This window comes from Lysinibacillus fusiformis (assembly GCF_016925635.1).
GTDB classification, from domain to species: domain Bacteria; phylum Bacillota; class Bacilli; order Bacillales_A; family Planococcaceae; genus Lysinibacillus; species Lysinibacillus fusiformis_F.
On sequence record NZ_CP070490.1, the window covers coordinates 2,662,826 to 2,689,749 of the forward strand.

Sequence of the window (26,924 nt, forward strand, 5' to 3'; positions counted from 1 at the left end):
TTATCTTTATAGAATTTAAACATAGAAAAAGGAAGTCCAATATGACAAAAAGAATCGTCAGTTTTTTAATTGTAATTGTTTTATTACTTGTGACAGTCGTTTATTCAGCCACAACAGGCAGCATTAAAATGGGCTTTTTTGAATTTATAGGAGCATTATTTGAAGAAGGAAATAGTCAAATGGAGGCAATTCGAGATTTACGTTTCCCACGCATCATTGTAGCATTATTTGCAGGTGCGGCACTTTCAGTATCTGGGGTGCTTTTACAGTCCGTGATGCGTAATCCATTGGCTGATGCTGGGGTAATCGGAATATCTTCTGGTGCAGCATTTGTACAGCTTTCTATCATTGCCTTTTTCCCTACATTATTTTTTATGACACCCGTCTTAGCATTTATGGGTGGTGCATTGGCTTGTTCGCTTGTATTTGTGCTCTCCTGGAAATCTGGCCTGAGTCCGCTTAAACTAATTTTAGTGGGTATTGCCATTAACGCTATGTTTACAGGATTAACAGAGGCACTTATTAGCTTGGGTGGTTCTCTAAATACATCAGCATCCAGTGTGATTGGCTCTAATTTAACGATGCGTACATGGAAAGATGTCTCTACAATTGTGACATATGGGACAATCGGATTGATTGGTGCATTTGCTTTATATAGCTGGTGTAATTTGCTAGTACTGCAAGACAAAACAGTTAAAAGTTTAGGGTTTCAAGTAGCTCGTGCGCGGTTACTCATTGCAGCTGTCGCTGTTTTATTAGCAGCTGTATCAGTTGTGGTGGCAGGCGTCATTTCGTTTGTGGGTCTCCTAGTACCTCACATTGCTCGAAGATTGGTTGGGCATGATCATGTCGTGCTCATTCCATTCACAGCATTAGCAGGTGCACTATTAATTTTACTGGCAGATACGATTGGCCGTACAATTGTTGCACCTATTGAAATTCCAGCCTCCACAATTATGGCAATAATCGGTGGCCCATTCTTAATATTCCTATTACGAAAAGAGTGACGAACATGAATATACAAGACATCATTGTTTCGCATGATAATACACGTAACCATTTAAATGGTGTTTCAACAACAATTGTCAAAGGTAAAATTACGACTATCATTGGTCCGAATGGCTGTGGGAAATCAACATTATTAAGTGTCATTTCTCGCCTTCATTCACCTAAAGCAGGGACTGTATCGTTAGAAAATAAAGATTTACTGCACTATAAGCCAAAGGAATTTGCTAAAAAACTGGCCATCGTGTATCAGCAAAATGATATACCAAAAGATTTAACAATAGAAAAATTAGTAGGATTCGGTCGTTTGCCTCATCAAACAATGCTGAAAAAAAATCACGATGAAGACACGAAAGCAATTGAATGGGCACTTGCCTGTACAAATTTACAACATAAAGGCACAACCAATTTAGAGGCATTATCTGGTGGGGAAAGGCAGCGTGTATGGATTGCGATGGCGTTAGCACAACAATCAGAAATATTGTGTTTAGATGAACCTACAACCTATTTGGATATTTACTATCAAATTGAATTGTTAGAACTGGTGAAAACATTAAACGAGCAGCATGGTTTAACGATTATTATGGTGCTTCATGATATTAACCAAGCCATTCGCTATAGTGACCATATTATTTTGATGAAGGAAGGTCAAATTTTCGCAGAGGGTGCTCCACGTGATGTGATTACAAAAGAAGTGATTAAAGAAGTCTATGGAGTTGACGCGATATTTAATGAAGATAAACAGCTTGGCTATTATATGATGCCAATGGGGATATAAGATGGTGATCGGATGAAAAAAAAGGCATCAAAGTTGTTAACACTTGTATATTTAGCAATATTTTTATTTTCGGCTTTTTCACTTGCTAAGTACCTCTATACGTATTATGAAACATCAAAATCGTTAAAGGAAGTACAAGCCATTTATCAAGCCACATTGACAGCTATTAAAGAACAGCCAGCAGATCATATGACGGAAAATCAAACGACAGATGATGTATCCACGTTACCTATAAGACCACAGTTTCATGATTTATTAGCGATCAATTCTCATATTGTTGGGTGGATTTCAGTGGATGGGACAAAACTTAATAATCCAATATTACAAGCTGATAACAATGACTTTTATTTAAATCATAACTATAAAGATCAGGAGAGTCGGGCCGGGAGTGTGTTCATGGATTATCGAAATAATATACTGGATATGGACAAAAACACGGTTTTGTATGGACATGCTATGAAGAATAATACAATGTTTGGTAGTCTTAAAAATTACTTAAAGCAAGACTATGCAGATGAACATCCAATCCTATACCTTGATACCTTATATGAGGGCTATGATATTGAGGTTTTTGCTGCATATGAGACAACGATTGATTTCTATTATATTGAGACGGACTTTACTGGCAGGGAGGCTTATCAACAATTTTTGGAGGAAATACAGGAGCGGTCTGCTATTCAGATGGATGTTGATATAAGTCCAGACGATAAAATCCTTACTTTATCTACATGTAAGGATGCTGTCATGAGTGATGATCATCGCTTTGTCGTGCAAGGCAAATTAGTAAAACGTTGAGGGAAAGAATAGAAAGGGATGTACCGATGACTCGGACATCCTTTTTATGTATAAAAAATTTACTTTTAATTACTTGACGTAACTAAATTATTAATATATAGTAAGTTACAGAAAGTAATTAAAAACTTTTTATAAGCTAAGATGTAAACAAATAAGTAACTACAAATGTTTACCCTAACCAATTTTGGGTAACATAAAAACTGTAGTTGCTTCATATTTTAAAATATATCTCGAAATCGAGATAAAATCAACCAATTGGAGGAATTTATAATGGCAAAATGGAACATTGATTTAGGACACTCAGCAATTAACTTTCAAGTAAAGCACATGATGGTATCAAAAGTTAAAGGTGTATTTGACAGTTACTCAGCAGATATTGAAGCAGCAGATCTTGCAGATTTAACAACTGCTACTATTAGTTTTACAATTGATCCAGCGAGCATTAATACACGTAGTGAAGACCGCGATAATCATTTAAAAGCAGCAGATTTCTTTGATGCAGAAAAATATCCAACGATTACGTTTAAATCTACAAACATTGCTAAAAAAGCAGGCGATGAATATGCAGTAACTGGTGATTTAACAATTAAAGACGTTACAAAATCAGTAACGTTTGATACAGAATTTAATGGAAAAGGCACAAATCCATGGGGTCAAGAAGTATACGGCTTTGAAGCTGAAACAACAATTAATCGTGAAGATTTTGGCCTAACTTGGAACGCAGCATTAGAAACTGGTGGCGTTCTTGTTGGGAAAGATATTAAAGTAACGGTTGAATTAGAAATTAATCCAGCTTAAAAATAGATAGCTAGGGCATGTTTGAAGTAATCTTCAAGCATGCTTTTTATATAGCCCAAGATAGAAACTTGTTAATGAAGCAATCTTGTAAAAAGAATTTGTGAAAAATTACCAACAAATAAGTTTCTTGCATATTTTTAGTAATTACTGCATATAAATCATCATATTGTTTTTGGGGGCGATAGGATGAATGTATTAGTGACAGGTGGCTATGGTTTTATTGGCAGTGCAGTAGGTAGGCGTTTTTTTGAAGAAGGTGCAACGGTTTATATTATTGATAATTTAAGTACGGGGCATTTACGGAATGTTGACTTTGAGCATAAATCCTATCTGTTAAATGTTGAGGATGAGGTTTGCGAGCATCTTTTTAAGGAAATAAACTTTGATGTGGTCGTCCATTGTGCAGCGCAAACGAGCGTGCAACAGTCTATCCAGGAGCCAGTAAAGGATATTTTGACCAATATAGTTGGGCTCAGCCAAATGCTTTTTTTATCATCCAAGTATAAGGTACAGCACTTTGTCTTTGCCTCCTCAGCAGCTGTTTATGGAGATAGTCACTATCCTCCATTAGAAGAATCAGATGTCTGTGAACCAATATCTATGTACGGATTAAATAAGAGCATTGGCGAAACCTACTGTGAGAAATGGCAAAAAGATTATCGTTTGCCTGTTCTCATTTATAGATTTGCCAATGTTTTCGGTCCAAGACAGCAAATGCAAGGTGAAGCAGCTGTGATTCCAAGTATGTTAAAAAGCAGTATGGCAGGTAAACCTTTTACGATTTATGGTGATGGTGAACAAACGCGTGATTTCATTTATGTTGATGATATTGCAGATGCTATTTACGCAGGTGTATCTGCACGTTTACAAGGTACGTATAATGTATCCACCAATGAGGCTTGGTCTATTCACCAAGTCATCTTACTGCTCCAACATTTAAATCATCCACTTGAAATTCAATATGCCCCAGCACGAGAAGGAGATATTGAACACTCGTTTTTAAATAATGACAAATTAGCCAATGCCATTGGTTGGAAGCCCAAAACTTCATTTGCAGAAGGAATCGAACGTACATTGCATGCGCTACAAAATGAAAAGTTAGCAGAAATTCAACAAAATAGTGGATAAAGGCAATAAAGTATGTGGGCATATTACATTGCGTAATATGTCTTTTTCTATGTCTATAGTATAATAATTCATTAAAGAAATGGTTGCGGACGGAGGCATACATATGCTTGTAGATTTTAGAGTGAAAAATTGTTTGAGTTATAAAGATGATACGTTATTTTCAATGGTTGCGGGAAGTCGCCTACGAAAATGGAAGGATACCCACACAATCCAGTTTGATACACTTCGTCTTGTAAAAAGTGCATTTATTTTTGGCCCAAATGGAAGTGGGAAATCCAATCTTTTTACGGCTATTAAAGTATTGCGTTCCTTGCTTTTTAATTTTGAAAACTTAAATAATGTAAAGCAATTACGTTTACCCTATCAACCATTTAAGTTAGGAAGACAGCAAGACAAACCAACAGAGTTTATGATATCGCTTTTTTTAGACGGAGCTTTGTATGATTATGAAATACAGTATAATGCTTCTCAAGTTCTTTATGAACGTCTTGTGAAAACGAATAGGTCAATGAAGGAAGAACTGTTTGTCAGACAATGGGACGGTACAGAATATTCTTATGAAACAGCCCAAACAACAGCGCAGGAATTGACAAAGTACACACGAAACAATACAGCCTTTTTATCCGTATTGCATGTTTTTAATGATCCTGATGCATTAAAGATATTCGATTGGTTTTTACATAAAATTCTGTTTCTAGATGAAGCAAATCGGTTATCAAGTCATCCCCTTATTCGTAAACTTGAAGAGGAGCCCTTTAAAAAAGAAGTGATCAAACTTCTTAAAATTGCAGATCTTTCCATTCAAGATGTTACGGCTAGACGTGTGGAACGCAGAGAGAAAAATACAATTGGCTATGAGTTTGATACGCCTGAGGTGATTCAAGAAGTAGATATTGATCTACATTACTTATCATTTGATGAAGCAGGTAAACCGATAGGGACAGAAACAATTAATTGGACAATGGATTCTAAGGGCACAGTACGAATGCTACATTTAGCATGTGTGATGGTGGATGCTTATAATAAAGGAAAAACCATTTTTATAGACGAATTCGACACAGCATTCCATGTATCGATTTGTGAGTTTTTAATGGCTATTATGAATAGCAAACGCAATAGCCGTAATCAATTTGTCGTGACGAGTCATGAAATAGAATTACTTGATCAGCCACTACGATCCGATCAAATTTGGTTTGTGAATAAAAGCTTTAAAAATGAATCGGAACTATACTCCTTATTTGATTTTGCAGATTTACAAAAGAAACGTGGGGATCTTTCTTATGCGAAACGGTATATGAAAGGGGAATTTGGTGCAACGCCTGTCATTAATGAGTATTTATCCGAACAATATTTAGAAGAAGCGGAGGTATCTGAGCAGTGAGAGTACGTCATCAAGGGAGCCGAACACTGCGTAAAACCATCTTAATTTATTGTGAAGGTGAAACTGAACGCATTTATTTTGAACAAATGCGTATTTTAAAGCGATCTAAAATGGTTAGTGTCAAAATAAAAAATGTTAAACGATCAGCAATCAAGCTTGCCCAACATGCTTATCGAGATTCCAGCTATCAATACTTTGATGAGGTGTGGATTGTTTTTGATAAGGATGATCTAACCGATAAGCAATTAGAGGAAGTCAATCAATTTTGCGAGGAAAAAAATATTCATATTGCCTATACAAATGAAGCATTTGAATTGTGGTTACTGTTGCATTTTGAGGAAGTCGACAGTACAGAAAAATATCCCCGTGCTGTCTTAAATGACAAAATGGAACAGCACCTTGGTGTGAGTCGTTATTTCCGTCATAAGGCTGATGAAGCCATCATAGCCCCCATTGCATTACGACATGAGGTAGCGATTAAAAATTGCACAGACATGATGGCTCTCCGAGAAACAGAGAGCCGTGACAACCCATACTGTAACATACATGAAATGATACGATACATATTTTAAGATTGAGCAGGTTTTCTATGATCAAATAGAAGCCTGTTTTTATCTTTACATAATGCTTTGTCGAAATGAATGCATGTTTCTTTTTCAAAAACATATAGTGTATATGGAGCGAAATCAGTACATGTATGAAAGGGGATTGCGTGGATAACTCAAAGTCAAATCAATCCAATAATGTAGAAGGAAACGCAAAGGATCATCAACTTGAGCCGTTTCGTGTCGAGAATGAGGGCACGAAAATGACAACGAATCAGGGACTAAGGGTGTCCAATGATGAAGATTCGTTAAAGGCAGGTGTTCGTGGGCCGACAATTATGGAGGATTTTCATCTTAGAGAAAAAATTACCCATTTTGATCATGAGCGTATTCCAGAGCGTGTTGTACATGCCAGAGGTTTTGCAGCACATGGCGAGTTTGAATTATATGAATCCATGGCAGAGTATACGAAAGCGAAATTTTTGCAGGATCCGAAAAAGAAAATACCTGTGTTTGTCAGATTTTCGACAGTGGTAGGGAGCTTAGGGTCAATGGACACAGCTCGTGATGTACGTGGGTTTGCAACGAAGTTTTATACGGATGAGGGAAATTATGATTTAGTCGGTAATAATATACCTGTTTTTTTTATTCAGGATGCCATTAAGTTTCCCGATTTAATTCATGCTGTAAAGCCTGAGCCACACAATGATATGCCACAAGCTGCCTCCGCACACGATACTTTTTGGGATTTTGTAGCCAGTAATCAGGAAATTGCACATATGGTAATGTGGGTGATGTCTGACCGTGCCATTCCACGAAGCTTTCGTATGATGGAAGGCTTTGGCGTGCATACGTTCCGCTTCGTCAATGACAAGGGGAGATCAAGATTTGTTAAATTCCATTGGAAGCCTGTGTTAGGTGTGCATTCTCTTGTTTGGGATGAAGCCCAGATAATTGCTGGGAAGGACCCAGATTTTCAGCGACGAGATTTATGGGAAGCGATCGAAATTGGAGATTATCCAGAGTTTGAGTTAGGTATACAAATACTAGAACCTGAGGATGAATTTAAATTTGATTTTGATATTTTAGATGCGACAAAGCTTTGGCCAGAGGAACTAGTGCCAGTGAAGAAGATTGGAAAGATGACCTTAAATCGCAATGTGGATAATGTCTTTGCTGAAACAGAGCAAGTTGCGTTCCATCCAGGTAATGTTGTGCCAGGCATCGATTTTACCAATGATCCACTGCTACAAGGTCGACTCTTTTCTTATTTAGATACACAGTTGATTCGATTAGGGGGACCAAATTTTGCAGAGATTCCTATTAATCGTCCGATTTGCCCTGTGCATAACAATCAACGTAATGGCTTTAGTCGACAGACGATTAATTTAGGTAGGGTAAGCTATCATAAAAATTCACTAGCCAATAATACACCAGCCACTTCTACTGCAAGAGAAGGAGGATATGTTCATTATGAAGAAAAGGTTGAGGGGCGAATCACAAGAGCGCGTAGTAAATCCTTCGATGATCATTTTTCACAAGCAAGGCTCTTTTGGAATAGCATGTCCCCACCTGAAAAACAACATATTATTGATGCCTTTAGCTTCGAAGTAGGAAAAGTGAAGAGTAAATCAGTTCGTCAGCAAGTAGTGGATATGTTTGTCCATGTAGATAAAGCAATGGCTACAACAGTGGCAGACAATGTTGGTGTAAATCGTCCTAGCGGAGAGCAGTCCAAGGTAACAGCCTCTTCACCTGCACTGAGCCAAGCCAATACCATTAAACTACCTTATACACTGAAAGTAGGTGTCTTAATTGGTGATGGCTTTGATGCAAATGAAGTCGGGGAAGTATTGAAATATTTAACAAGACAAGGTGTACGCTACAGCATCATCTCTGATCGACTAGGTGTTGTGACAGGGAATAATGGTGTGCAATTAACGGCTACTGACACATTTATTACAACCGATGCTGTATTATTCGACTCGTTATATGTTGTTGGGGTAAAAGCAAGTAATCAGGCGAAATTCAATACTTATATCGTCAATTATATAAATGAAGCATATCGTCACTTTAAGCCCATAGGATTTGCTGCAACTGGCACAACCTTCTTCAATATGTCGAATGCCAATGTAGGACCAGGCATCGTGTTAGCGACAGGTAACAAAGATTTCCCGAAAAAGTTTGTAGCTGCCATTGCCCAGCAACGATTTTGGCAACGAAATATTTATTAAACAGAGCAATGAGTGTTGAATACTCGCGAAAGAGAAGCGAATACCCGTGAAGAGCAGTCGAATACCCGCGAAAGAGAAGCAAATACTCGCGGAGAGCAGTCGAATACCCGCGGAGAGCAATCAAATACCCGTGAAAGAGAAGCAAATACTATGTAAGTCAAAAGCCTTTCATTGAATGAGAGGCTTTTACTATGTCTGTCATTGCATTCAAAATTTGCAAATGATATGGTGGTACATGAGGTGAAAATTATGGAAAATTTTGATATTGCTATTATTGGAGCGGGACCAGGTGGCTATGTAGCAGCCATACATGCAGCAAAGAATGGCAAAACAGTTGCGCTAATTGAACGAGATAAATTGGGAGGAGCCTGCTATAATGTTGGCTGCATACCATCAAAGATTTTATTGGAGCATAGTAAACTTGTGCAGGAAATAAAACGGGGGAATAGCTGGGGAATAGAAGTGCCCAAAGTGGAAATTAATTTTCCTCGATTAATGCAGCGGAAAGATACGATTATTCATGAACTATTAACAAACATTGAGCGTTATATTGTCAGCAATCATGTTACTTTATATCGTGGTGAAGCTTCAGTCGCAAAGGATTTAACAATTACAATCGAGAACGAGACAATAACGGCTACAGATATTATTTTAGCCACAGGCAGTAAACCCTTTGTCCCACCATTTGAAGGGTTAGAGACATCTACCTACTATACGACAGACACATTTTTTGATATAGAAGAGCTTCCAGAACAGTTAACAATTATTGGGGGAGGGGTAATTGCAGTTGAAATGGCCTTTAGTTTAGCACCCCTCGGTACTAAGGTAACAGTGCTTAATCATAGCGAGGATATTTTACAAACGGAAGAGGCTGAAGCAAGACCGCTGATTCGAGAAAAAATGAAGAAGCTTGGTATTGAGCTTGTGACAGATTTCCAATTTGAAAAATTTGAAGGCAATACCATTCATACATCTAAAGGCTCTTATACATATGAAAACCTTTTATTTGCAACTGGACGTCGTCCGAATACAGAAATTGCAGAGCAATTAGGATTAACTTTTGATGGTCGGTTAATCGCAGTCAATAAGCATTTTGAGACAAGCCTGCCGAATATTTATGCGATTGGTGACTTAGTGGGTGGTTATCAACTTGCGCATTCTGCCAGTGCGGAGGGAATTTACGTTGTTGATTATATTGTGGGCAACCAGCCAATACCAATTGATCAATCGTGCATCCCTCGATGTGTTTATACACATCCTGAAATTGCCACATTTGGTTTATTAGAAGAGCAGGTCAAAACGCCATATACTGTAATAAAAATGCCACTGCAGACTAATCCAAAGGCATTAATGGAGGGGAATACAGAAGGCTTTGTGAAGCTAATTTCATCCAAGGATAATGGTCAAATTTTAGGTGCTTGTGTAGTAGCGGATGGTGCAACAGAAATGCTTAATGCGCTATTAGCAACAAAAAATGCTGGTGGTACCGCTCAATCACTTGCACAAATGATTTTTCCACATCCGACAGTGTCGGAGCATATTGGTGATGTGGCAAAAGCTGTTTTTGGGAAAGCCATTCACCAATGATAAAAAGCTGTTGACATTCAAGAAATTTATGTTAAATTAATTTTATAAGAATACTAGGTATTTAAGTTAACTAGACATCTAGAGGCTTCTATTTTACAAAACGGTTATCCGTCGAATTGTAGAATAGGGGCCTTTTTTAATAACAATGATAAAGGGAGTGGGTAAGATGACAAAAGCAGTCATTATTAATGGAAGTAATTCAAAAAATTCAAGAGTTACGGCTATTCATGAAAAGGTGGAAAATCATTTCATTACACAAGGAATAGAGGTTCACTCAAATTATGTACATGAACTACCAGCTACTGATTTATTAACGGCGAATTTTTCAAGTAAGGAAATACAATCTGAAAATGAACAGATTAAGGAAGCAGATCTTATTGTCATCCTTACACCTATTTACAAAGCATCCTATACAGGTATTTTGAAGACTTACTTGGATTTGCTACCGCAAAAAGCCTTGCTTGATAAGGCTATACTACCTATAGCTGTAGGAGGGTCAATCAGCCATTTATTGGCATTGGAATATGCACTAAAGCCAGTTTTAGCTGTACTAGGAGCCACATCCATTACTAATTCTGTTTACATTGTGGATAAACAAATCATTCGTTTGGGAGAGGGTGGCTTTGCAATTGAGGAAGAGGCCATCAGCAGACTTGAAGCACAGTTAGAACAATTGCAGCAAGTATTCATTGTTAATTAAAATAATAAAAGCGCATTTATAGGGCATCCTATAATGCGCTATTTTTTAATTTCCTTCTGGATTTTCTTCATTCTCCACAGGTATTGTAGAGAGATATAAGAAAGCTTCATCTTGCAATAGCATTATTTTTTCTTCACAAATTCCATGCGATAATGGTCCAGAAAAAATGGACTCCCACCATGTTCCTGTTGTTGTTGTCATTCATCTACGCCCCCATTTCGGTTTTAATATGTAGTTGTATATTTCCCGAGATGAAAAAACTAAAACATTTCATTTTCACATATGCCATTTCACCCCCTCGATGTAGAAAGAGGATTTTTGCCTCTCGATGTTGTATCGTATAGACAAAGATAGTTTGTTTCAAAATGAAAAAACTATGTATGCCATTTTAAAAAAGGGGTGCTTTATTGATGAATTTTACGTCACAAGATGTGGAAAATATGATTACAGCGCAACGTCAATTTTATTTTTCACGCGCAACAAAAAGTGTGAAATTTAGAAAAGAGCAATTAAAGAAATTAAAAACTTCAATTTTGAAATATGAGAAAGAAATATTGAATGCGCTTCACTTAGACCTTCGTAAAAGCGAATTTGAAGCATATGCGACAGAAATTGGCATTGTATTAGATAGTATTTCATATATGGTAAAGCATGTGGAAGAATGGATGGAACCAGAAGCAGTCAAAACGCCGATACAATATCAAATGGGCAAGAGCTTCATTGTACGTGAGCCGTATGGAGTTACATTAATAATTGGGCCTTTTAATTATCCATTCCAACTTGTAATGGAGCCTCTAATTGGTGCCATTGTTGGAGGCAACACAGCAATCGTCAAACCGTCAGAAACATCTGTACACACAGCATCCATTGTGAAAAAAATCATTGAGGAAACGTTTCCCTCTTCCTACGTACGTGTTGTTGAAGGTGAAAAGGAAGAGGTTACGGCACTTATTCATGCTTCCTTCGACTACATCTTTTTTACAGGTAGTGTAGCCGTTGGTAAAGTAGTAGCAAAAGCTGCTGCAGAACGTTTGACACCAGTTGCTTTAGAGCTTGGTGGTAAAAGTCCAGCGATTGTCGATCAAACAGCAAATCTAGAAGTAGCGGCAAAGCGTATTGTATGGGGTAAATTTACAAATACTGGACAAACATGTGTGGCCCCCGATTATTTACTTGTCCACAAAGATGTTTATGACCGATTTATGAAAATTTTAAAAGAAACGATTCGTTCGTTTTACGGCAAAAATCCTTTGAAAAGCCCTGATTACGGTCGTATTGTGAATTTGAAACAATTCGATCGTTTACAGCAAATAATCGTGGAAGAACGTGATGCCATTACATATGGTGGACGAATGGATCGAGATGATTTATATATTGAACCTACAATCGTCGAATATGTAAAATGGACAAGTCCTTCGATGCAGGAAGAACTGTTCGGTCCTATCTTACCTGTTATGATGTATAATGATTTGCCACTTGCCATTCATCAAATTCGCCAATTACCGAAGCCTTTAGCGGCATATTTCTTCTCAGAACATGAAAAAGCAATGCAATACTTTTTAGAAGAATTACCATTTGGTGGAGGCTGTATTAATGATACCATCACACATGTTGGGAATTTACATTTACCATTCGGTGGTGTAGGTCCATCTGGCGTGAAAGCATACCATGGCAAAGCGAGCTTTGAAAACTTTACACACCCCAAATCTATTTTAAAGAAATCTTCCAAACTGGAGACAAATGTGCTGTTCCCACCATATAAACAAAAAGTGAAAATTGTGCGTTCAATTATGAAATAGCCAAACAATGGGGGTATCTTATGATGCCTCCATTTTAAGAATAAGTCTCATATGCATAGAAGATTGTTCTCTAAATAAACCTTTCTCGTTATGTCGAAAAATGCCGATTGGTGATTATAAATAAAAATTTGAAGAAAACATGATTTTTTGTTCAAATGAAAGCGTTTTCGTTGAAAAAACACAACAGAGGCATTTTATTTATCATGAAATAAGTAGTAAAATAAGTTCAATAGAATGTGGGGGAATTCATATTGTCGTTTTTTGTCGATTGTTAAGGGTGATGATATGAGTGTAGAGATTGATTGGAGGACTATGAAATGTATGCAGAGGAATTGTTAAGCGCATTACCTTTGAAAAAAATAATTGGCGTGCTGCCAGATCAGGTTAGCGATATCGTAGTAGATTCAAGAAGTGTGCAACCAAATAGCATGTTTGTTTGTATCAAAGGTTATACAGTAGATGGGCATGATTATGCGCAAAAGGCTGTAGATGGCGGCGCAACAATTGTTGTAACGGAGCGTGAATTACCGCTAGGAGAAACGATTGCACAAGTGATTGTGCAAGATACAGATCGCGCAGTAGGTTTACTAGCTGCAAAGTTCTTTGATTATCCTTCTAAGGACATAACGATGATTGGTGTAACTGGAACGAATGGTAAAACATCCGTAACAGGAATTATCCAAAATATAATGCATGGTATGGGCGAAAAATCGGCCTTATCCGGCACAATTGGCTTTAATTTAAATGGTATTTTATATGAATCAGCCAATACAACGAGTGATGCGTTATCGACACAACAAATGATTTTCCGAGCAAAAATGGAAGGCTGTCGTTTAATGACAATGGAAGTTTCATCACATGGGTTAGCACTTGGGCGTTTAGCAGGTGTTGATTATGATATCGCTATTTTTACGAATCTAACGCATGATCACCTTGATTTCCATGGTACGATGGAGGAATACGGCCATGCAAAAGGCTTATTATTCTCCCAACTTGGACAAGATTTAGAAAAAAATAAATTTGTTGTGTTGAATGCTGACGATGCTTGGTCAGAGCGGTATGCCGCCATGACACCATTTCCAGTGTGGACATATGGTTTAAAAAATGAAAAGGCTGATTTCCGTGCCATTAACTGTGAGTATCACGATTATATGACATCTTTTGACGTGGAAATGCCCGAAGGAATTTATCGCGTAAAAATGAATTTACTTGGGGAATTTAACATTTATAATGTATTGGCAGCCATGATTGCGTTTTATGGTCGTGGCTATTCAATGGAGTCTATTATTGAGCAAATTGAGCAACTACCACCAGTTAAAGGTCGTATGGAGAAAGTATGTTCAGATCTACCTGTACAAATTTTTATTGATTATGCGCATACGCCAGATGCTATTGAAAAGGCGATTGAAGCTGCACAACCTTATAAAAAGGGCAAGCTTATTTTCTTAGTTGGAACAGGGGGTAATCGAGATAAATCGAAGCGTCCTGCCATGGCTGAGAAAGCGTCAGCTGCGGAATATGTCATTTTGACAACAGATGACCCACGCTATGAAGACTATGCTAGTATTACAGGCGACCTTGCCAAAGGTATGCTTCATGACAATTATGCTTGTATTGGGGATCGTGCAGAAGCAGTGCGCCATGCTATTGAAATTGCTGAACCTGGTGACATGATTATTTTTGCTGGTAAAGGGCATGAGGATTATCAAATTATCGAAAATACAAAATTCCCACATAGTGATGCAGAAATTGCGATAGAAGCTGGCCGATTAAAATTCGTATGATGAAAGCTAAGTGATTAGGAAACCCTTTTAGTTGTAACTAGAGGGTTTTCTTTTTGGAGATTTCATGTAAAAAGGTTGTACGAAAGGCAAGTCTTCTTTTATTATTATTAAGTATGAAAAAAGGAGAATGACGAGATGAATTCAAATTTAGAAAAAGATATACTATCGCGTCGTACTTTTGCCATTATCAGTCACCCTGATGCTGGGAAAACGACGATTACAGAAAAGCTTTTACTTTTTGGTGGTGCCATTCGTGATGCAGGTACAGTCAAAGGGAAAAAAACAGGTAAGTTTGCAACATCAGACTGGATGGAGATCGAAAAACAACGTGGGATTTCGGTTACTTCATCCGTCATGCAATTCGATTATAGCGGCTCTCGTGTGAATATTTTGGATACCCCTGGTCACCAAGATTTCTCAGAAGACACATATCGTACATTAATGGCTGTAGATAGTGCTGTCATGGTAGTGGATGCTGCCAAAGGGATCGAGGCTCAGACTTTAAAGCTATTTAAGGTTTGTAAAATGCGTGGCATTCCTATTTTTACATTTATTAATAAGTTAGACCGTCAAGGGAAAGAACCACTTGAGTTGATTGAAGAGCTTGAAGAGGTACTAGGTATCAACGCATATCCAATGAACTGGCCAATCGGTATGGGTAAAGAGTTCCTTGGTATTTATGATCGTTATAATAAACGCATTGAACAATTCCGTACAGATGAAGCTGAACGTTTCTTACCAATAGATGACAATGGAGAGCTTGCTGTGGAGCATCCAATGAAAGTGACTTCTTATTATTCACAAGCAATGGACGATATTCTCCTTCTAGATGAAGCTGGGAATGCGTATTCTGAGGAAAAAATTCGTCGTGGGGAATTAACACCTGTATTCTTTGGTTCAGCATTAACGAACTTTGGTGTTCAAACCTTCCTTGAAACATACTTACAATTTGCACCGACACCTCAGCCTAGAATTACTGAAGATGAGCAGTTCATTGATCCTGTGGAGCATAATGAGTTTTCAGGTTTTATTTTCAAAATTCAGGCCAATATGAATCCTGCCCACCGTGACCGTATTGCCTTTGTACGTATTGTTTCTGGTAAATTTGAGCGTGGAATGAATATGACATTATCTCGTACTGGGAAATCCTTTAAAGTTACGCAATCTACACAGTTCCTTGCAGATGATCGTGAAACAGTAGATGAAGCAGTTGCTGGAGATATTATTGGTTTATATGATACAGGAACATACCAAATTGGAGACACTGTTGTAGGTGGCAAGAAAACATTCCAATTTGAAAAATTACCACAGTTTACACCAGAATTATTCGTACGTGTAACAGCGAAGAACGTTATGAAATCAAAGCAATTCCATAAAGGGATTTTACAATTAGTACAAGAGGGTGCCATTCAATACTATAAAACGCTGCATACAGAAGAAGTTATCCTTGGAGCAGTTGGTCAATTACAATTTGAAGTATTTGAGCATCGTATGAAAAATGAATACAATGTGGAAGTAAGAATGGAGCCAATTGGTTCCAAAATCGCACGTTGGATTGAAAATGAAGAGGATGTTAAAGAGTCTATGTCCTCAGGTCGCTCCATGCTCGTGAAAGACCGTTTTGACAATCTTGTTTTCCTATTTGAAAATGAGTTTGCTATGCGATGGTTTGCCGATAAAAACGAAAACATTAAACTTTATAGCCTTCTATAATCATGAAACACGAATCGACAATTTTGCGATTCGTGTTTTTTTGCAAGGAAAATTGACACTGTTTGTAGAATATATACATTATTAGGAAATGTAAGTTTCTTTTAAGGATATTATTTCGCTAAAGGGAGCCTAGCTTATTTATAAAATAATCTCCTTTTCGGCTATCATAGAAAGGAAGAGGTAGAAAAAGGAGTTTGTTTATATATGAATATTAGTCATTTTTCCATTAAAAGACCTGTCTTTACGATTGTTACTATGCTTTTTGTCATCATACTAGGTGGTGTCTCTTTATTAAAAATACCGATTACATTAATTCCAGAGTTAAATCCTCCTATTGGTGTGGTTGTCACCTCATATCCTGGGGCAAACCCGACGGAGGTAAATGAGAAGATAACGAAGCCATTAGAGGCTACACTTGCCACCTTACCTGGCATCAAGAAAATCCAATCAACCTCACAAGAAGGCTCCAATTTAATTGTGCTTGAGTTCAACTGGTCCACTAATATGGAAGTGGTCCAACTCGATATTTTACAGCGAATTGATATGACCCCACTGCCTCATGATGCTGGCAAGCCTAGTTTTCTAAAATTCGATCCGTCTCAATTTCCCATTATTCAGCTGTCTTTACGTGCGGAAAATAATCAAGTAGATGTACGTTTATTAGCTGAGCACTTAGAGAAAGAGCTGCTACGAACAGAGGGTGTTGCCAGTGTGAATGTTTCTGGCAAATTGATTGAAGAGATCCAAATAACATTAGACGAAGCAAAGTTAGTTGAAAAAGGCTTGACACAAACAGATGTGATGCAAATAGTTCAAGCGAATAATGTGTCGCTACCTGGTGAGCCTGTTTCAACAGATGATGGCAAAATGCTATCAACACGTATTGTGAGTACATTATCATCACCTGAAAGCATAGCCGATTTAATTGTTTCGGTGAACCCTTTAACGGGCGAATTGCTAACCGTTGGTGATCTTGCAACCGTCGAGAGGACAGAACAACAATCTCTTACAACAACACGTGCTAATGAGCATCCAGCAGTCCTTATGTCTGTTTTACAGGAATCTGGTGCAAATACGGCAGAGGTTTCGAAGGAGTTTCAGAAGGCCTTAGAGGCATTACTAAAAAAAGAACAGTATAAAGGAATCACAGCAGATATTCTTGTTGATCAAGGTAATTATGTAGATTTAGCAATTAGCAACATCGGCTCTTCCTTACTATTAGGTGGATTATTTGCGATGTTCATCCTATTTGTTTTTTTACGTAGTGTAAAGAGTCCGATCATCATTGGTGTTGCCATTCCTTATTCGGTTATTGTGACATTTGTGTTGATGTTTTTTGCGAATTTTTCCCTCAATATTATGACATTAGGAGCTTTAGCACTTGGGATTGGTATGCTTGTGGATAATGCCATAGTCGTTATTGAGAATATAGAAAGACACTTAGGATTAGAAAAGGACCCCATTACTGCAGCAAAGGAAGGAACAAAGGAAGTAGCCCTTGCGATTACAGCCTCCACTTTAACAACAATAGCAGTATTCATTCCTGTCATGTTCATCGAAGGATTGATTGGTCAAATTTTTACAGAGTTCGCCTTAACAATCTCGTTCAGCTTAATTGCATCTCTAGTAGTGGCGTTGACGGTCGTGCCGATGCTAGCAAGTCGACTTTTAAAAATGAAAAACAGTAATTTTTATGTAGAACGCAGTAAGTCCAAATTTTATCGGCATTACAAAAATTCAATTGTCTGGGTATTAAAGCATCGAATGCTCATACTAATTTTCACAGTAGTTTGCTTTAGTCTATCTTTATTTGGGCTGACTCGAATAGGTACTGAGTTTTTACCGCCTACCGATGAGGGATTCACTTCTATAAGTGTCAATCTTGAAAAAGGTGTTGCTGTATCGGAAACAGAAAAGATTGTTAAGCAAATTGAGGAACGTTTGAAACAGGAAAAAGATGTGGATGTTTATGTTAGTTTAATTGGCGGTACACAACAATCTCAGGCACGTGGACAAACTAGCGCCAACCAAGCTGAAATGTATGTAAAACTTGTGCCATTAGCAGAAAGGCAACGTTCCATTTTCGAATTTGTGGAAGAGCTAGAACAAGATATACAGGGAGAGCTTGGAGAGCAAGCAGAAATTACTTTTAATGTATCAACAGCTACAGGCTCGTCACCACACACCTTAACACTCCGCTTAACAGACTCCGATGAACAAAGGCTACAGCAGACTGTTAAGAAAGTGCAGCAGGAACTTCTAGCGATTCAGCAAGTCACAAATGTCTCTACAGATTTAGATAATACTGTTCAAGAGATTCAAATTGAGGTTAATCGAGAAAAAGCAAAAGACTACGGTTTTGTTCCAGCACAAATCGCTCAAACTGTGAATCAAATGACAAAAGGTCAATTAACGTCCCAATTAATTACTGAGGACGGCGCAGTATTACCCGTTTATACAGGCTATGGACAGACATTTAATACTAGTATAGATGCGCTAAAAGCTATGCAGCTTCGTTCGCCAGCAGGCTTATTTGTTAAATTAGAGGAAGTCGCTACTGTATCTATACAAGAGGGTCCCGTATCCATTCGTCGTTCCGATCAAGCAGCAGCAGTGGCCTTTTTTGTAGATTATGAAACAAAGGAATCGTTGGGAGGAATTTCTGCAAAAGTAGATAAAGCCTTAGAACATGTCAATTTGCCACCTACCACTCAAGTTGTGTTCAGTGGGGATCGAGAGCTTTATGATAGTGCAATCGATGATATGCTATTAGCAGTGATGCTAGCAATCGTACTTGTTTATATTGTGATGGCGGCTCAATTTGAGTCATTTAAATATCCATTTGTTATCATGTTTACTGTCCCATTAATGATCATTGGTGTGGCGATCGCTATGTTCGCAACACATACTTTAATTGGTGTGACCTCTGTTATTGGTATTTTAGTGCTTGTTGGAATTGTCGTGAATAACGGCATCGTACTTGTCGATTATATTAATCAGCAAAAGGCAATGGGTATGCCAGCTTATGAGGCAATTTTACTCGCTAGCCAAGATCGTCTACGTCCAATTTTAATGACAGCGTTAACGACTATTTTAGGGCTATTACCACTCGCACTTGGCATTGGAGAAGGAACAGAGATGAACCAACCAATGGGAATTGCTGTAATCGGAGGGCTTGTGACTTCAACATTACTAACGCTGTATATTGTACCGATTATCTACAGTTTAATGGATAAAGAAACAAGAAAGATGCGCTAGATTCAAGGGGGAAAGAAAGATGAAGGTTCATTTTTTTACTGGTTTTCCTGGTTTCATTTCGAGTCAACTAATTCGAGCATTATTCCAAAAGAAACAGACGCAACAAGTGATTGCAATCGTGTTGACAGGTGAAATCATCAAGGCACAAAAGGAAAAAAACAAACTGATAGAGGAGTTTCCTGACTGTTCGATTCGTATCGTGGAGGGCGATATTACACTACCAAATCTGGGATTAGACAATCAAACCCTCAAAGAAATTGTACCGCAAATCGAAGTGCTTTGGCATTTAGCCGCAATCTATGATTTAGCTGTGCCACGTGATATTGCGTGGAAAGTAAATGTTCATGGGACAACAATGGTGAATGATTTTGCCCGCACCTTACCAAATTTACAACGCTATATGTATTTTAGTACTGCCTATGTGGCTGGTATACGAGAGGGACTACTGCGTGAAAATGAATTGATCCGACCTAAAGCATTTAAAAACCACTATGAGGAAACAAAGTATGAGGCTGAGCTTCGAGTAGAGGATTTAAAATCAGAATTGCCACTGACGATTATTAGACCTGGAATTGTGCGGGGGCATTCCGAAACGGGTGAAACCATTAAATTTGATGGTCCCTATTTCTTTTTAAACTTAGTGGAACGTTTAAAGAGTTTACCTTTTATTCCGTATATTGGTCAATCTACATCGACGATTAATGTAGTGCCAGTCGACTATATTTTAAATGCCTCTACTTTTCTGGTAAACGAGCAGGGTGCAGAAGGGAAGACACTTCATTTAACTGATCCAAATCCTCACCCTGTACAGGAAGTATACCGTACAATGGTGAAACTAGTTACGAACTCTTATCCAAAAGGACGTTTACCATTTATATTGGCGAAACTATCATTACAGCTTCCGTTTATTCGAAAAAAATTAGGTGTCGAACAAGAAACATTAGATTATTTAACATGGAATGCCACATTTGATACGACTGAAGCACATCATATTTTACAAAAGGGCGGTATTACATGCCCCGATTTTATACAGACGATGCCAAGAATGATTGAGTTTTATTTAGCACATAAAGAAGATAAGAGCTATCAAATTCAGATTAAGTAAAGAAAAAACATATAGATATTTTTGTCAGCTGTAAATGATAGTGCTATAATATTTGAAAGAAGATACCTTCGACAATTTGTCAAAGGGGAGTAGCTAACAGGCAATTAACTTTACCTGGTTTCACATTCGTCAAGACATGGTACTTACCATCGGGTGTGATAGTGAATGGCTCTATACGTATGACGTGTAGATTAATGTACCTTAAAGAAATAGGGTATGAATTTACTTAGCGAGACCTTTGCCTGAATTAGGGCAGGGGTTTTTTTCTTTTTGTAATTGGATGAAATGGTCATAGTGGGTATATAGAGCTTAGAGGAGGCACTAGAATGGAAGCAATTTTATTACAATATGGCTGGGTATTAATTGTCCTAGTTGTATTAGAGGGATTACTTGCAGCTGATAACGCGGTAGTAATGGCTGTTATGGTCAAGCATTTACCACAAGAGCAGCAAAAAAAGGCGTTATTTTATGGACTATTTGGGGCACTGATTTTCCGATTCTCCGCGCTGTTTGTTATTACGGTATTGGTAAATTATTGGCAAATACAAGCGGTCGGTGCTGCTTATCTATTGTTTATGTCTGCGAAAAATATATATGATTTGCGTAAACATAAGGATGAAGAAGAAGAACAAACTGAAAAAGCTGGAAAAAAGGGTTCTGGTTTCTGGTTAACCGTCCTAAAGGTAGAAGCGGCAGATATTGCTTTTGCTATTGATTCGATGCTTGCAGCCGTTGCAATTGCTGTAACTTTGCCACACTTAGGCGGATTTGATATTGGCGGTATCAATGGCGGGCAGTTTATTGTGATGCTCCTTGGTGGATTTATCGGCGTTATTATGATGCGTTTTGCAGCACAATGGTTTGTAAAAATATTAAATGATTATCCTTCACTTGAAACAGCGGCATTTCTAATCGTTGGCTGGGTAGGTGTGAAGCTGGTTGTCTTAACATTGGCTCATGAAAAGGTAGGGATATTACCTAAGGAATTTCCACATTCCACTGCATGGGAGTTAACCTTCTGGATTGTCCTAGTAGGTATTGCATTTGCAGGCTATTTAGTCGGTGTTCGAAATAAAAAATAAGTACATGAACGTTAGGGGAATAGTTATCACTATTCCTCTTTCTTTTTTTATGTATTTTTTCTATACTATAATCTATCTAGTTGGGCATCATATGTGGGAGGAGTTGTTAAAGTGCCTTGGAAAAAATCATCAAATAAACTAGTCACACCATTTCAGGTACTTGTTTCTTATTATTTTATAGCGATAGCGATTTCCTTCCTGTTATTACGGCTTCCAGGCGTTCATCAAGAAGGTGTAAAAGTTTCTTTTTTAGATAGTTTGTTTACGGCAGTCAGTGCAGTAAGTGTCACGGGGTTAACGACGATTAATATTTCGGAAACTTATACGACCTTTGGGCTTATAATGATTCTTGTTATTTTACAGTTAGGCGCCATTGGTATTATGTCACTTGGTACCTTTGTGTGGTTGCTAGTTGGGAAAAAAATTGGCATGCGTGAGCGCCAGTTAATCATGATAGATCATAACCAGTACAGTGTCTCTGGTGTTGTTAAATTAATCCGCGAAATTTTAAAAATTTTATTTGGCATTGAATTAGCAGGTACGATTATTTTAACGCTACATTTTACCAATTACTTTGATACATTAGAAGAAGCCTTTTTACATGGAATTTTTGCTTCTATTTCTGCTACAACAAATGGTGGTTTCGATATTACGGGAATGAGCTTACTGCCATTCCATGATGATTATTTTGTACAAATGGTTACCATGGTACTGATCGTATTAGGAGCTATCGGCTTTCCAGTATTAATTGAATTGAAGACTTTCTTACTTAATCGACGCGAGAATTTTCGTTTTAGTTTGTTTACTAAAATTACTACTTCAACATACGCCATTTTATTTATAGTTGGTGCGCTTGTCATTTTACTCCTTGAATCTTTCCATTCTTTTAAGGAAATGTCTTGGCATGAAGCACTATTTTCAGCGATGTTCCATTCCGTATCAACAAGATCAGCTGGATTGACAACTTATGATGTCACGACATTTAGCGAAGCAACCGATATATTTATGAGCTTCCTGATGTTCATCGGTTCTTCACCAAGTTCAGTTGGTGGAGGGATTCGTACCACAACTTTTGCCTTGGCCATTTTATTCTTAATTACCTTTGCTAGGGGAAGAGAGGATATTCAAGTATTTGGTCGAGAAATTCATTTAATTGATGTTTTCCGGTCATTTGTCGTTATTTTATTAGCCTTTTTCATGGTGTTAGTTGCAACCCTTATCTTGCTTATAACAGAGCCACAAGCATCCCTTATTCAGATTATTTTTGAAATCACATCAGCGTTCGGTACATGTGGGATGTCGTTAGGAATAACATCCGATTTATCAGTGATTGGTAAAATCATTATCATTATTTTAATGTTTATTGGTCGAGTTGGATTAATTTCATTCCTTTACACACTTGGGGGTGGAGGAAGAGGTAAAAAATCAGGCTTCCACTATCCAAAAGAAAGAGTAATTATAGGGTAAATCTTAAGGAGTATATGATGCTTAATAGGTAATCATCCCATCGTATACTCCATAAAAAGTATAAAAACATGAAGTTGTCATAAAATATTCAAAAAATTTAAAATTATTTTTCCTGATTGAACAATTCATTTTTTGGGTATTTTTACAAAGTTTTAACAGTTTTTGTTTAAGTAATTTAGCCTATATTGATAAGGCTAGCTATGAATACTTAACTAACGGAACGAATGATATGGAGAAAGAACAAATTTTACAGTCTTTATTGTTACTTTGAGGATTTAAGAATGTTTTAAGTAAGAAAAAAAGCTAGTCCTGATAATTATTACAGGACTAGCTTTTCTTATTATTTAGAGTAGATTGTTGCAAAATAGGGCGCTTGACCATGACGGAAATAGGTTAACAGATAGCCATTTTTTGGTACAATTTTGCCATTTATGAAATCTTGATAGTCAAGAGAGTGGGGGATGATCAAGGTATGCTTAAACAACTCTTTTTCAGATAACTTAAAGTTAGCAAATTCCTCACCAGCGATAGCTGGATTTTCTCGTAAGGCATGATAAAGGGCCTTTTGTTGGTCTTCTGTTGGACGTTCATTCCACCATAGCTTCCGTGGTTGGAACTGCTGAGCCATTAAATAATCAAGCTGCATTAAACTCTGGACAATGTTTAAATTCACATCTTCAATAGTTTCTAAAAACATTAATAAACGGCGGAATAAATCTTCCAGCTGATGGCCAATACGAGACCAGCCTTTTGTTTCCCAATACGTCCCAAAATTCTGGAAGAAATCAAATGGTGTATCAAAGACCTCTGTCACTAAGTATTCAATCGTATGATCCATACGGTGATCATTCCAATACTTCTCAAGAACATCCTCAGCATGTTTAATGCGAACGATATCATCAAATGTTAGAACATTATTTGAAAAGATTTCGTAAGGAGATAGATCCACATAGGTATAGCCAAACTTTTCAGCTTCTAAACGAAGACCAGTACCGCGTAAAAGCTTTAAAAATCCAAGCTGCAATTCCTCTGGCCGCATTGCAAAAACATCATTAAATGTTTGACGGAAGCTTGCATAATCTTCCTCTGGCAATCCAGCAATTAAATCTAAATGTTGATCTATTTTTCCGCCATCTTTCACCATTGTTACTGTTCGCTTTAGTTTTTCAAAGTTTTGACGACGTTTCACAAGAGTATTTGTTAAATCGTTCGTCGATTGAACACCTATTTCGAAACGGAACAAACCTTTTGGTGCATTGTCATTTAAGAATTGAATTACTTCAGGACGCATAATATCGGCCGTGATTTCAAATTGGAACACAACGCCAGGTTTGTGTTCATCAATTAAAAATTGGAACATTTCCATAGCATAGCTACGGCTGATATTGAAGGTACGATCCACGAATTTAATTGTTCGAGCTCCGTTATCCATTAAGAAACGAATATCCTCTTTTATTTTTTCACGGTTGAAGTATCGGACGCCCACTTCAATAGAAGATAAACAAAATTGGCAGCTAAATGGGCAGCCTCGACTTGTTTCAATATATTGAATTCGTTTACCTAGATAGGGAAGATCCTCCTCGAAACGAAAAGGACTTGGTAATTCACGCAAATCAATTTTAGGTGGCATAGCGTGAATCTTGACTTTCTCGCCCTCTAAATAACAAATACCAGGAACATCTTCCAGTAATATGTCACCATTAAAGTAGCGCAGTAATTGTTTAAATGAAGTTTCTCCTTCACCCATCACAATGAAGTCTACCTCAGGTATTCGACGTAACCAATGGTGAGAATCATAAGAAACCTCAGGCCCTCCGAGCAAAATTTTAACATTTGGACAGACCGTTTTTAACATTTTAATAACGTGAATCGTTTCTTCGATGTTCCAAATATAGCAACTAAATCCAACAATATCAGGTTTTTTTTGGAATAAATCTGATACAATATTAAAAGCAGGATCTTTAATAGTATACTCTGCTATAATTGGGTTAAACTCCGGTAAAGCTGCGCCTTTTAAATAGCGCAATGCTAAATTTGTGTGAATATACTTTGCATTTAAAGTAGTTAAAATAGTATTCATGCAATAATCTTCCTTTCAACATCCTATTGTAGCAGTCAAGTATCTGACATACAATATAATTCTTTTTACCTATTTATTTTGTGAACGGTTCGTGAAATAATTTAAAATACTTAAATTTACTAAATTTTGTAATAATAGAATCGTGCGGTCATAAAGTATAGTAAAGACTCAAAATTCGATTTAGAGGTTTTTTACTCTTTTGAAAGGTTCGGTGAGAAAGTTGAAGCAAAATGATATTAATCAATGTTTTGGAAATCTTATGAAAAGTACTTCGTCACCAACACTTATACTCAATAAAGCAGGGAAAATTTTGAACGTCAATGAGGCTGCTATCAAACTTTTTAATCTTAATTTAACGTATATTGGCTATTTAGCTATGGACGAGCCATCTAATTTTAAATGGACTAAGTTCGTCAAACAGTTACAAAATGATTTACGTTCAGAAGAAATTTTCAATATTCGCACAGTTGGAAATGACTACGAAATGTTATCTTTCAAATGTTTTTACGATCCCAATACAGAAGAAATCGTTGCGCAAATTTCAACATTAAATGATGATGTTGCTCATAAATTATATGTTAGTCAAGCACATGAGAGAGCGCAATCTTTTAATGCCTATGATTACTTACCTTATGCTGTCATTGTTAGTGACGCTAGCGGTATTATTCTTGGGCTTAATAAATATGCAGAAATGTTTCTGAAAGTTGAAAATTCGCAGCTCCTTCATAAAGCGCATCAACATATATTCGATTCATTTACATTGAAAAAAGGACAAATTACATCCTACCTATCTAAACTAATGGGTGAAAAACATGCAAGCATTCATGTAGTCGATGAAACACAAGTGAGCAGAACTTGCTATTATGAAATTTCCAGTATTTTTGATGAATACAATAATATTATTGTCACTGTTATTAATGATGAAACAGAGAAAAAGCAACTTCAGCATAAAGTCGAGCATCAGCAAGCATTAAATGTTGTTGGACAGATGGCTGCGAGTATTGCGCATGAAATTCGTAACCCATTAACTTCTTTAAAAGGTTTTACGGAATTACTAAAGTTGAATGCTGATGATGAATCACGCATGTATCTCTCTGTTATTGACAGTGAGCTTCAACGGATGGAACAAATCTTATCCGAACTTTTAGTATTGTCCAAGCCAACAACGATGAAAGTGGAATTATTAGAACTGGATCATATTGTAAAGCAAGTCATTGAGTTTATGCTACCAGATGCACTTATGAAAAATATTATGATTCAGTATATTTCTACTTCTAATCAAGTATATATTGGCGGCAGCGAGAATCGATTAAAGCAAGTGCTGATGAACCTGATCAAAAATGCAATGGAATCCATGAATAATGGCGGTACGATTACCGTCGAAATGGCAACGATTGACTGTGCGATTGTCGAACTTATGATAAAAGATGAAGGTGTTGGCATGGACAGCAAGACACTTCAAAACCTATTCCAGCCTTTTTACACGACAAAATCAACAGGGACAGGACTGGGCCTTGCTTTCGTGAAAAAGGTGATTGAAGAGCATGAAGGTGTAATAGGCGTTAGTAGCGAATTACAGAAGGGGACATGCTTCCATCTGCAATTTCCAATTTACACATTTAATCAGATGGATACAATGGAAGTATCCACAAAAGATTCTGCTTATTTAGTAACATAAAGAGAGT

The 26,924-nt window shown here is 37.3% G+C and carries 20 protein-coding genes; 18 read left to right on the forward strand and 2 right to left on the reverse strand.

The annotated features are described in order from the left end of the window. Positions 1–41: 41 nt before the first annotated feature. The 10 genes from JTI58_RS12985 (at position 42) to ssuE (ending at position 10,951) form a co-directional block, all read left to right on the forward strand. Positions 42–1,007 carry a FecCD family ABC transporter permease gene (locus tag JTI58_RS12985; RefSeq protein ID WP_205441482.1) on the forward strand — a complete coding sequence of 322 codons (966 nt, stop codon included), beginning with the start codon at positions 42–44 and terminating at the stop codon, positions 1,005–1,007. 5 nt (positions 1,008–1,012) lie between these two features. Next, complete coding sequence (locus JTI58_RS12990; protein WP_205441484.1) at positions 1,013–1,783, forward strand: ABC transporter ATP-binding protein; 771 nt, start codon at positions 1,013–1,015, stop codon at positions 1,781–1,783. Positions 1,784–1,795: 12 nt separating this feature from the next. Then, a complete protein-coding gene (gene srtB, locus JTI58_RS12995) occupies positions 1,796–2,578 on the forward strand; it encodes a class B sortase (protein WP_205441486.1) in 783 nt (260 codons plus the stop codon). 270 nt (positions 2,579–2,848) lie between these two features. Then, positions 2,849–3,376: a YceI family protein gene (locus JTI58_RS13000; protein WP_205441488.1), complete on the forward strand. Its 528-nt coding sequence runs from the start codon at positions 2,849–2,851 to the stop codon at positions 3,374–3,376. Positions 3,377–3,562: 186 nt separating this feature from the next. Then, entirely contained in the window at positions 3,563–4,504 is a 942-nt protein-coding gene (locus JTI58_RS13005) for an NAD-dependent epimerase/dehydratase family protein (protein WP_205441490.1), read from the forward strand. Between the two features lie 103 nt (positions 4,505–4,607). Continuing rightward, positions 4,608–5,885, forward strand: a complete 1,278-nt coding sequence (locus JTI58_RS13010) for an AAA family ATPase (protein ID WP_243456018.1) — start codon at positions 4,608–4,610, stop codon at positions 5,883–5,885. After that, complete coding sequence (locus JTI58_RS13015) at positions 5,882–6,457, forward strand: RloB family protein (RefSeq protein ID WP_205441494.1); 576 nt, start codon at positions 5,882–5,884, stop codon at positions 6,455–6,457. Before JTI58_RS13010 ends, JTI58_RS13015 begins: the two co-directional genes overlap by 4 nt. A gap of 125 nt (positions 6,458–6,582) precedes the next feature. Then, positions 6,583–8,664: a catalase gene (locus JTI58_RS13020; RefSeq protein WP_205441496.1), complete on the forward strand. Its 2,082-nt coding sequence runs from the start codon at positions 6,583–6,585 to the stop codon at positions 8,662–8,664. Positions 8,665–8,913: 249 nt separating this feature from the next. Next, positions 8,914–10,251 carry a dihydrolipoyl dehydrogenase gene (gene lpdA / locus JTI58_RS13025; RefSeq protein WP_205441498.1) on the forward strand — a complete coding sequence of 446 codons (1,338 nt, stop codon included), beginning with the start codon at positions 8,914–8,916 and terminating at the stop codon, positions 10,249–10,251. Positions 10,252–10,417: 166 nt separating this feature from the next. After that, positions 10,418–10,951, forward strand: coding sequence for an NADPH-dependent FMN reductase (ssuE, locus tag JTI58_RS13030; protein ID WP_205441500.1), 534 nt, complete (start codon positions 10,418–10,420; stop codon positions 10,949–10,951). 45 nt (positions 10,952–10,996) lie between these two features. Here the strand turns inward: ssuE and JTI58_RS13035 are convergent, their stop codons facing one another. Next, positions 10,997–11,152, reverse strand: coding sequence for a hypothetical protein (locus tag JTI58_RS13035; RefSeq protein WP_205441502.1), 156 nt, complete (start codon positions 11,150–11,152; stop codon positions 10,997–10,999). 209 nt (positions 11,153–11,361) lie between these two features. Between JTI58_RS13035 and JTI58_RS13040 the strand changes: the two genes are divergently transcribed. From JTI58_RS13040 to JTI58_RS13070, 7 genes are all read left to right on the forward strand, one after another. Then, entirely contained in the window at positions 11,362–12,750 is a 1,389-nt protein-coding gene (locus tag JTI58_RS13040; RefSeq protein WP_205441504.1) for an aldehyde dehydrogenase, read from the forward strand. A gap of 317 nt (positions 12,751–13,067) precedes the next feature. Continuing rightward, positions 13,068–14,534: a UDP-N-acetylmuramoyl-L-alanyl-D-glutamate--2,6-diaminopimelate ligase gene (locus JTI58_RS13045; protein ID WP_205441506.1), complete on the forward strand. Its 1,467-nt coding sequence runs from the start codon at positions 13,068–13,070 to the stop codon at positions 14,532–14,534. 135 nt (positions 14,535–14,669) lie between these two features. Next, positions 14,670–16,247, forward strand: a complete 1,578-nt coding sequence (locus tag JTI58_RS13050; protein ID WP_205441508.1) for a peptide chain release factor 3 — start codon at positions 14,670–14,672, stop codon at positions 16,245–16,247. Between the two features lie 204 nt (positions 16,248–16,451). After that, complete coding sequence (locus JTI58_RS13055) at positions 16,452–19,505, forward strand: efflux RND transporter permease subunit (protein WP_205441510.1); 3,054 nt, start codon at positions 16,452–16,454, stop codon at positions 19,503–19,505. 19 nt (positions 19,506–19,524) lie between these two features. Continuing rightward, entirely contained in the window at positions 19,525–20,610 is a 1,086-nt protein-coding gene (locus JTI58_RS13060; protein ID WP_205441512.1) for an SDR family oxidoreductase, read from the forward strand. Positions 20,611–20,936: 326 nt separating this feature from the next. Next, complete coding sequence (locus JTI58_RS13065) at positions 20,937–21,692, forward strand: TerC family protein (RefSeq protein WP_205441514.1); 756 nt, start codon at positions 20,937–20,939, stop codon at positions 21,690–21,692. A gap of 111 nt (positions 21,693–21,803) precedes the next feature. After that, a complete protein-coding gene (locus tag JTI58_RS13070) occupies positions 21,804–23,159 on the forward strand; it encodes a TrkH family potassium uptake protein (protein ID WP_205441516.1) in 1,356 nt (451 codons plus the stop codon). A gap of 340 nt (positions 23,160–23,499) precedes the next feature. Here JTI58_RS13070 and JTI58_RS13075 read toward each other — a convergent pair whose 3' ends face one another. Further along, the gene (locus tag JTI58_RS13075; protein WP_205441518.1) at positions 23,500–25,239 is read right to left on the reverse strand and encodes a B12-binding domain-containing radical SAM protein; all 1,740 of its coding nucleotides are present in this window, start codon (positions 25,237–25,239) and stop codon (positions 23,500–23,502) included. 310 nt (positions 25,240–25,549) lie between these two features. Between JTI58_RS13075 and JTI58_RS13080 the strand changes: the two genes are divergently transcribed. Next, positions 25,550–26,917, forward strand: coding sequence for an ATP-binding protein (locus JTI58_RS13080; protein WP_243456019.1), 1,368 nt, complete (start codon positions 25,550–25,552; stop codon positions 26,915–26,917). Positions 26,918–26,924 lie beyond the last annotated feature (7 nt).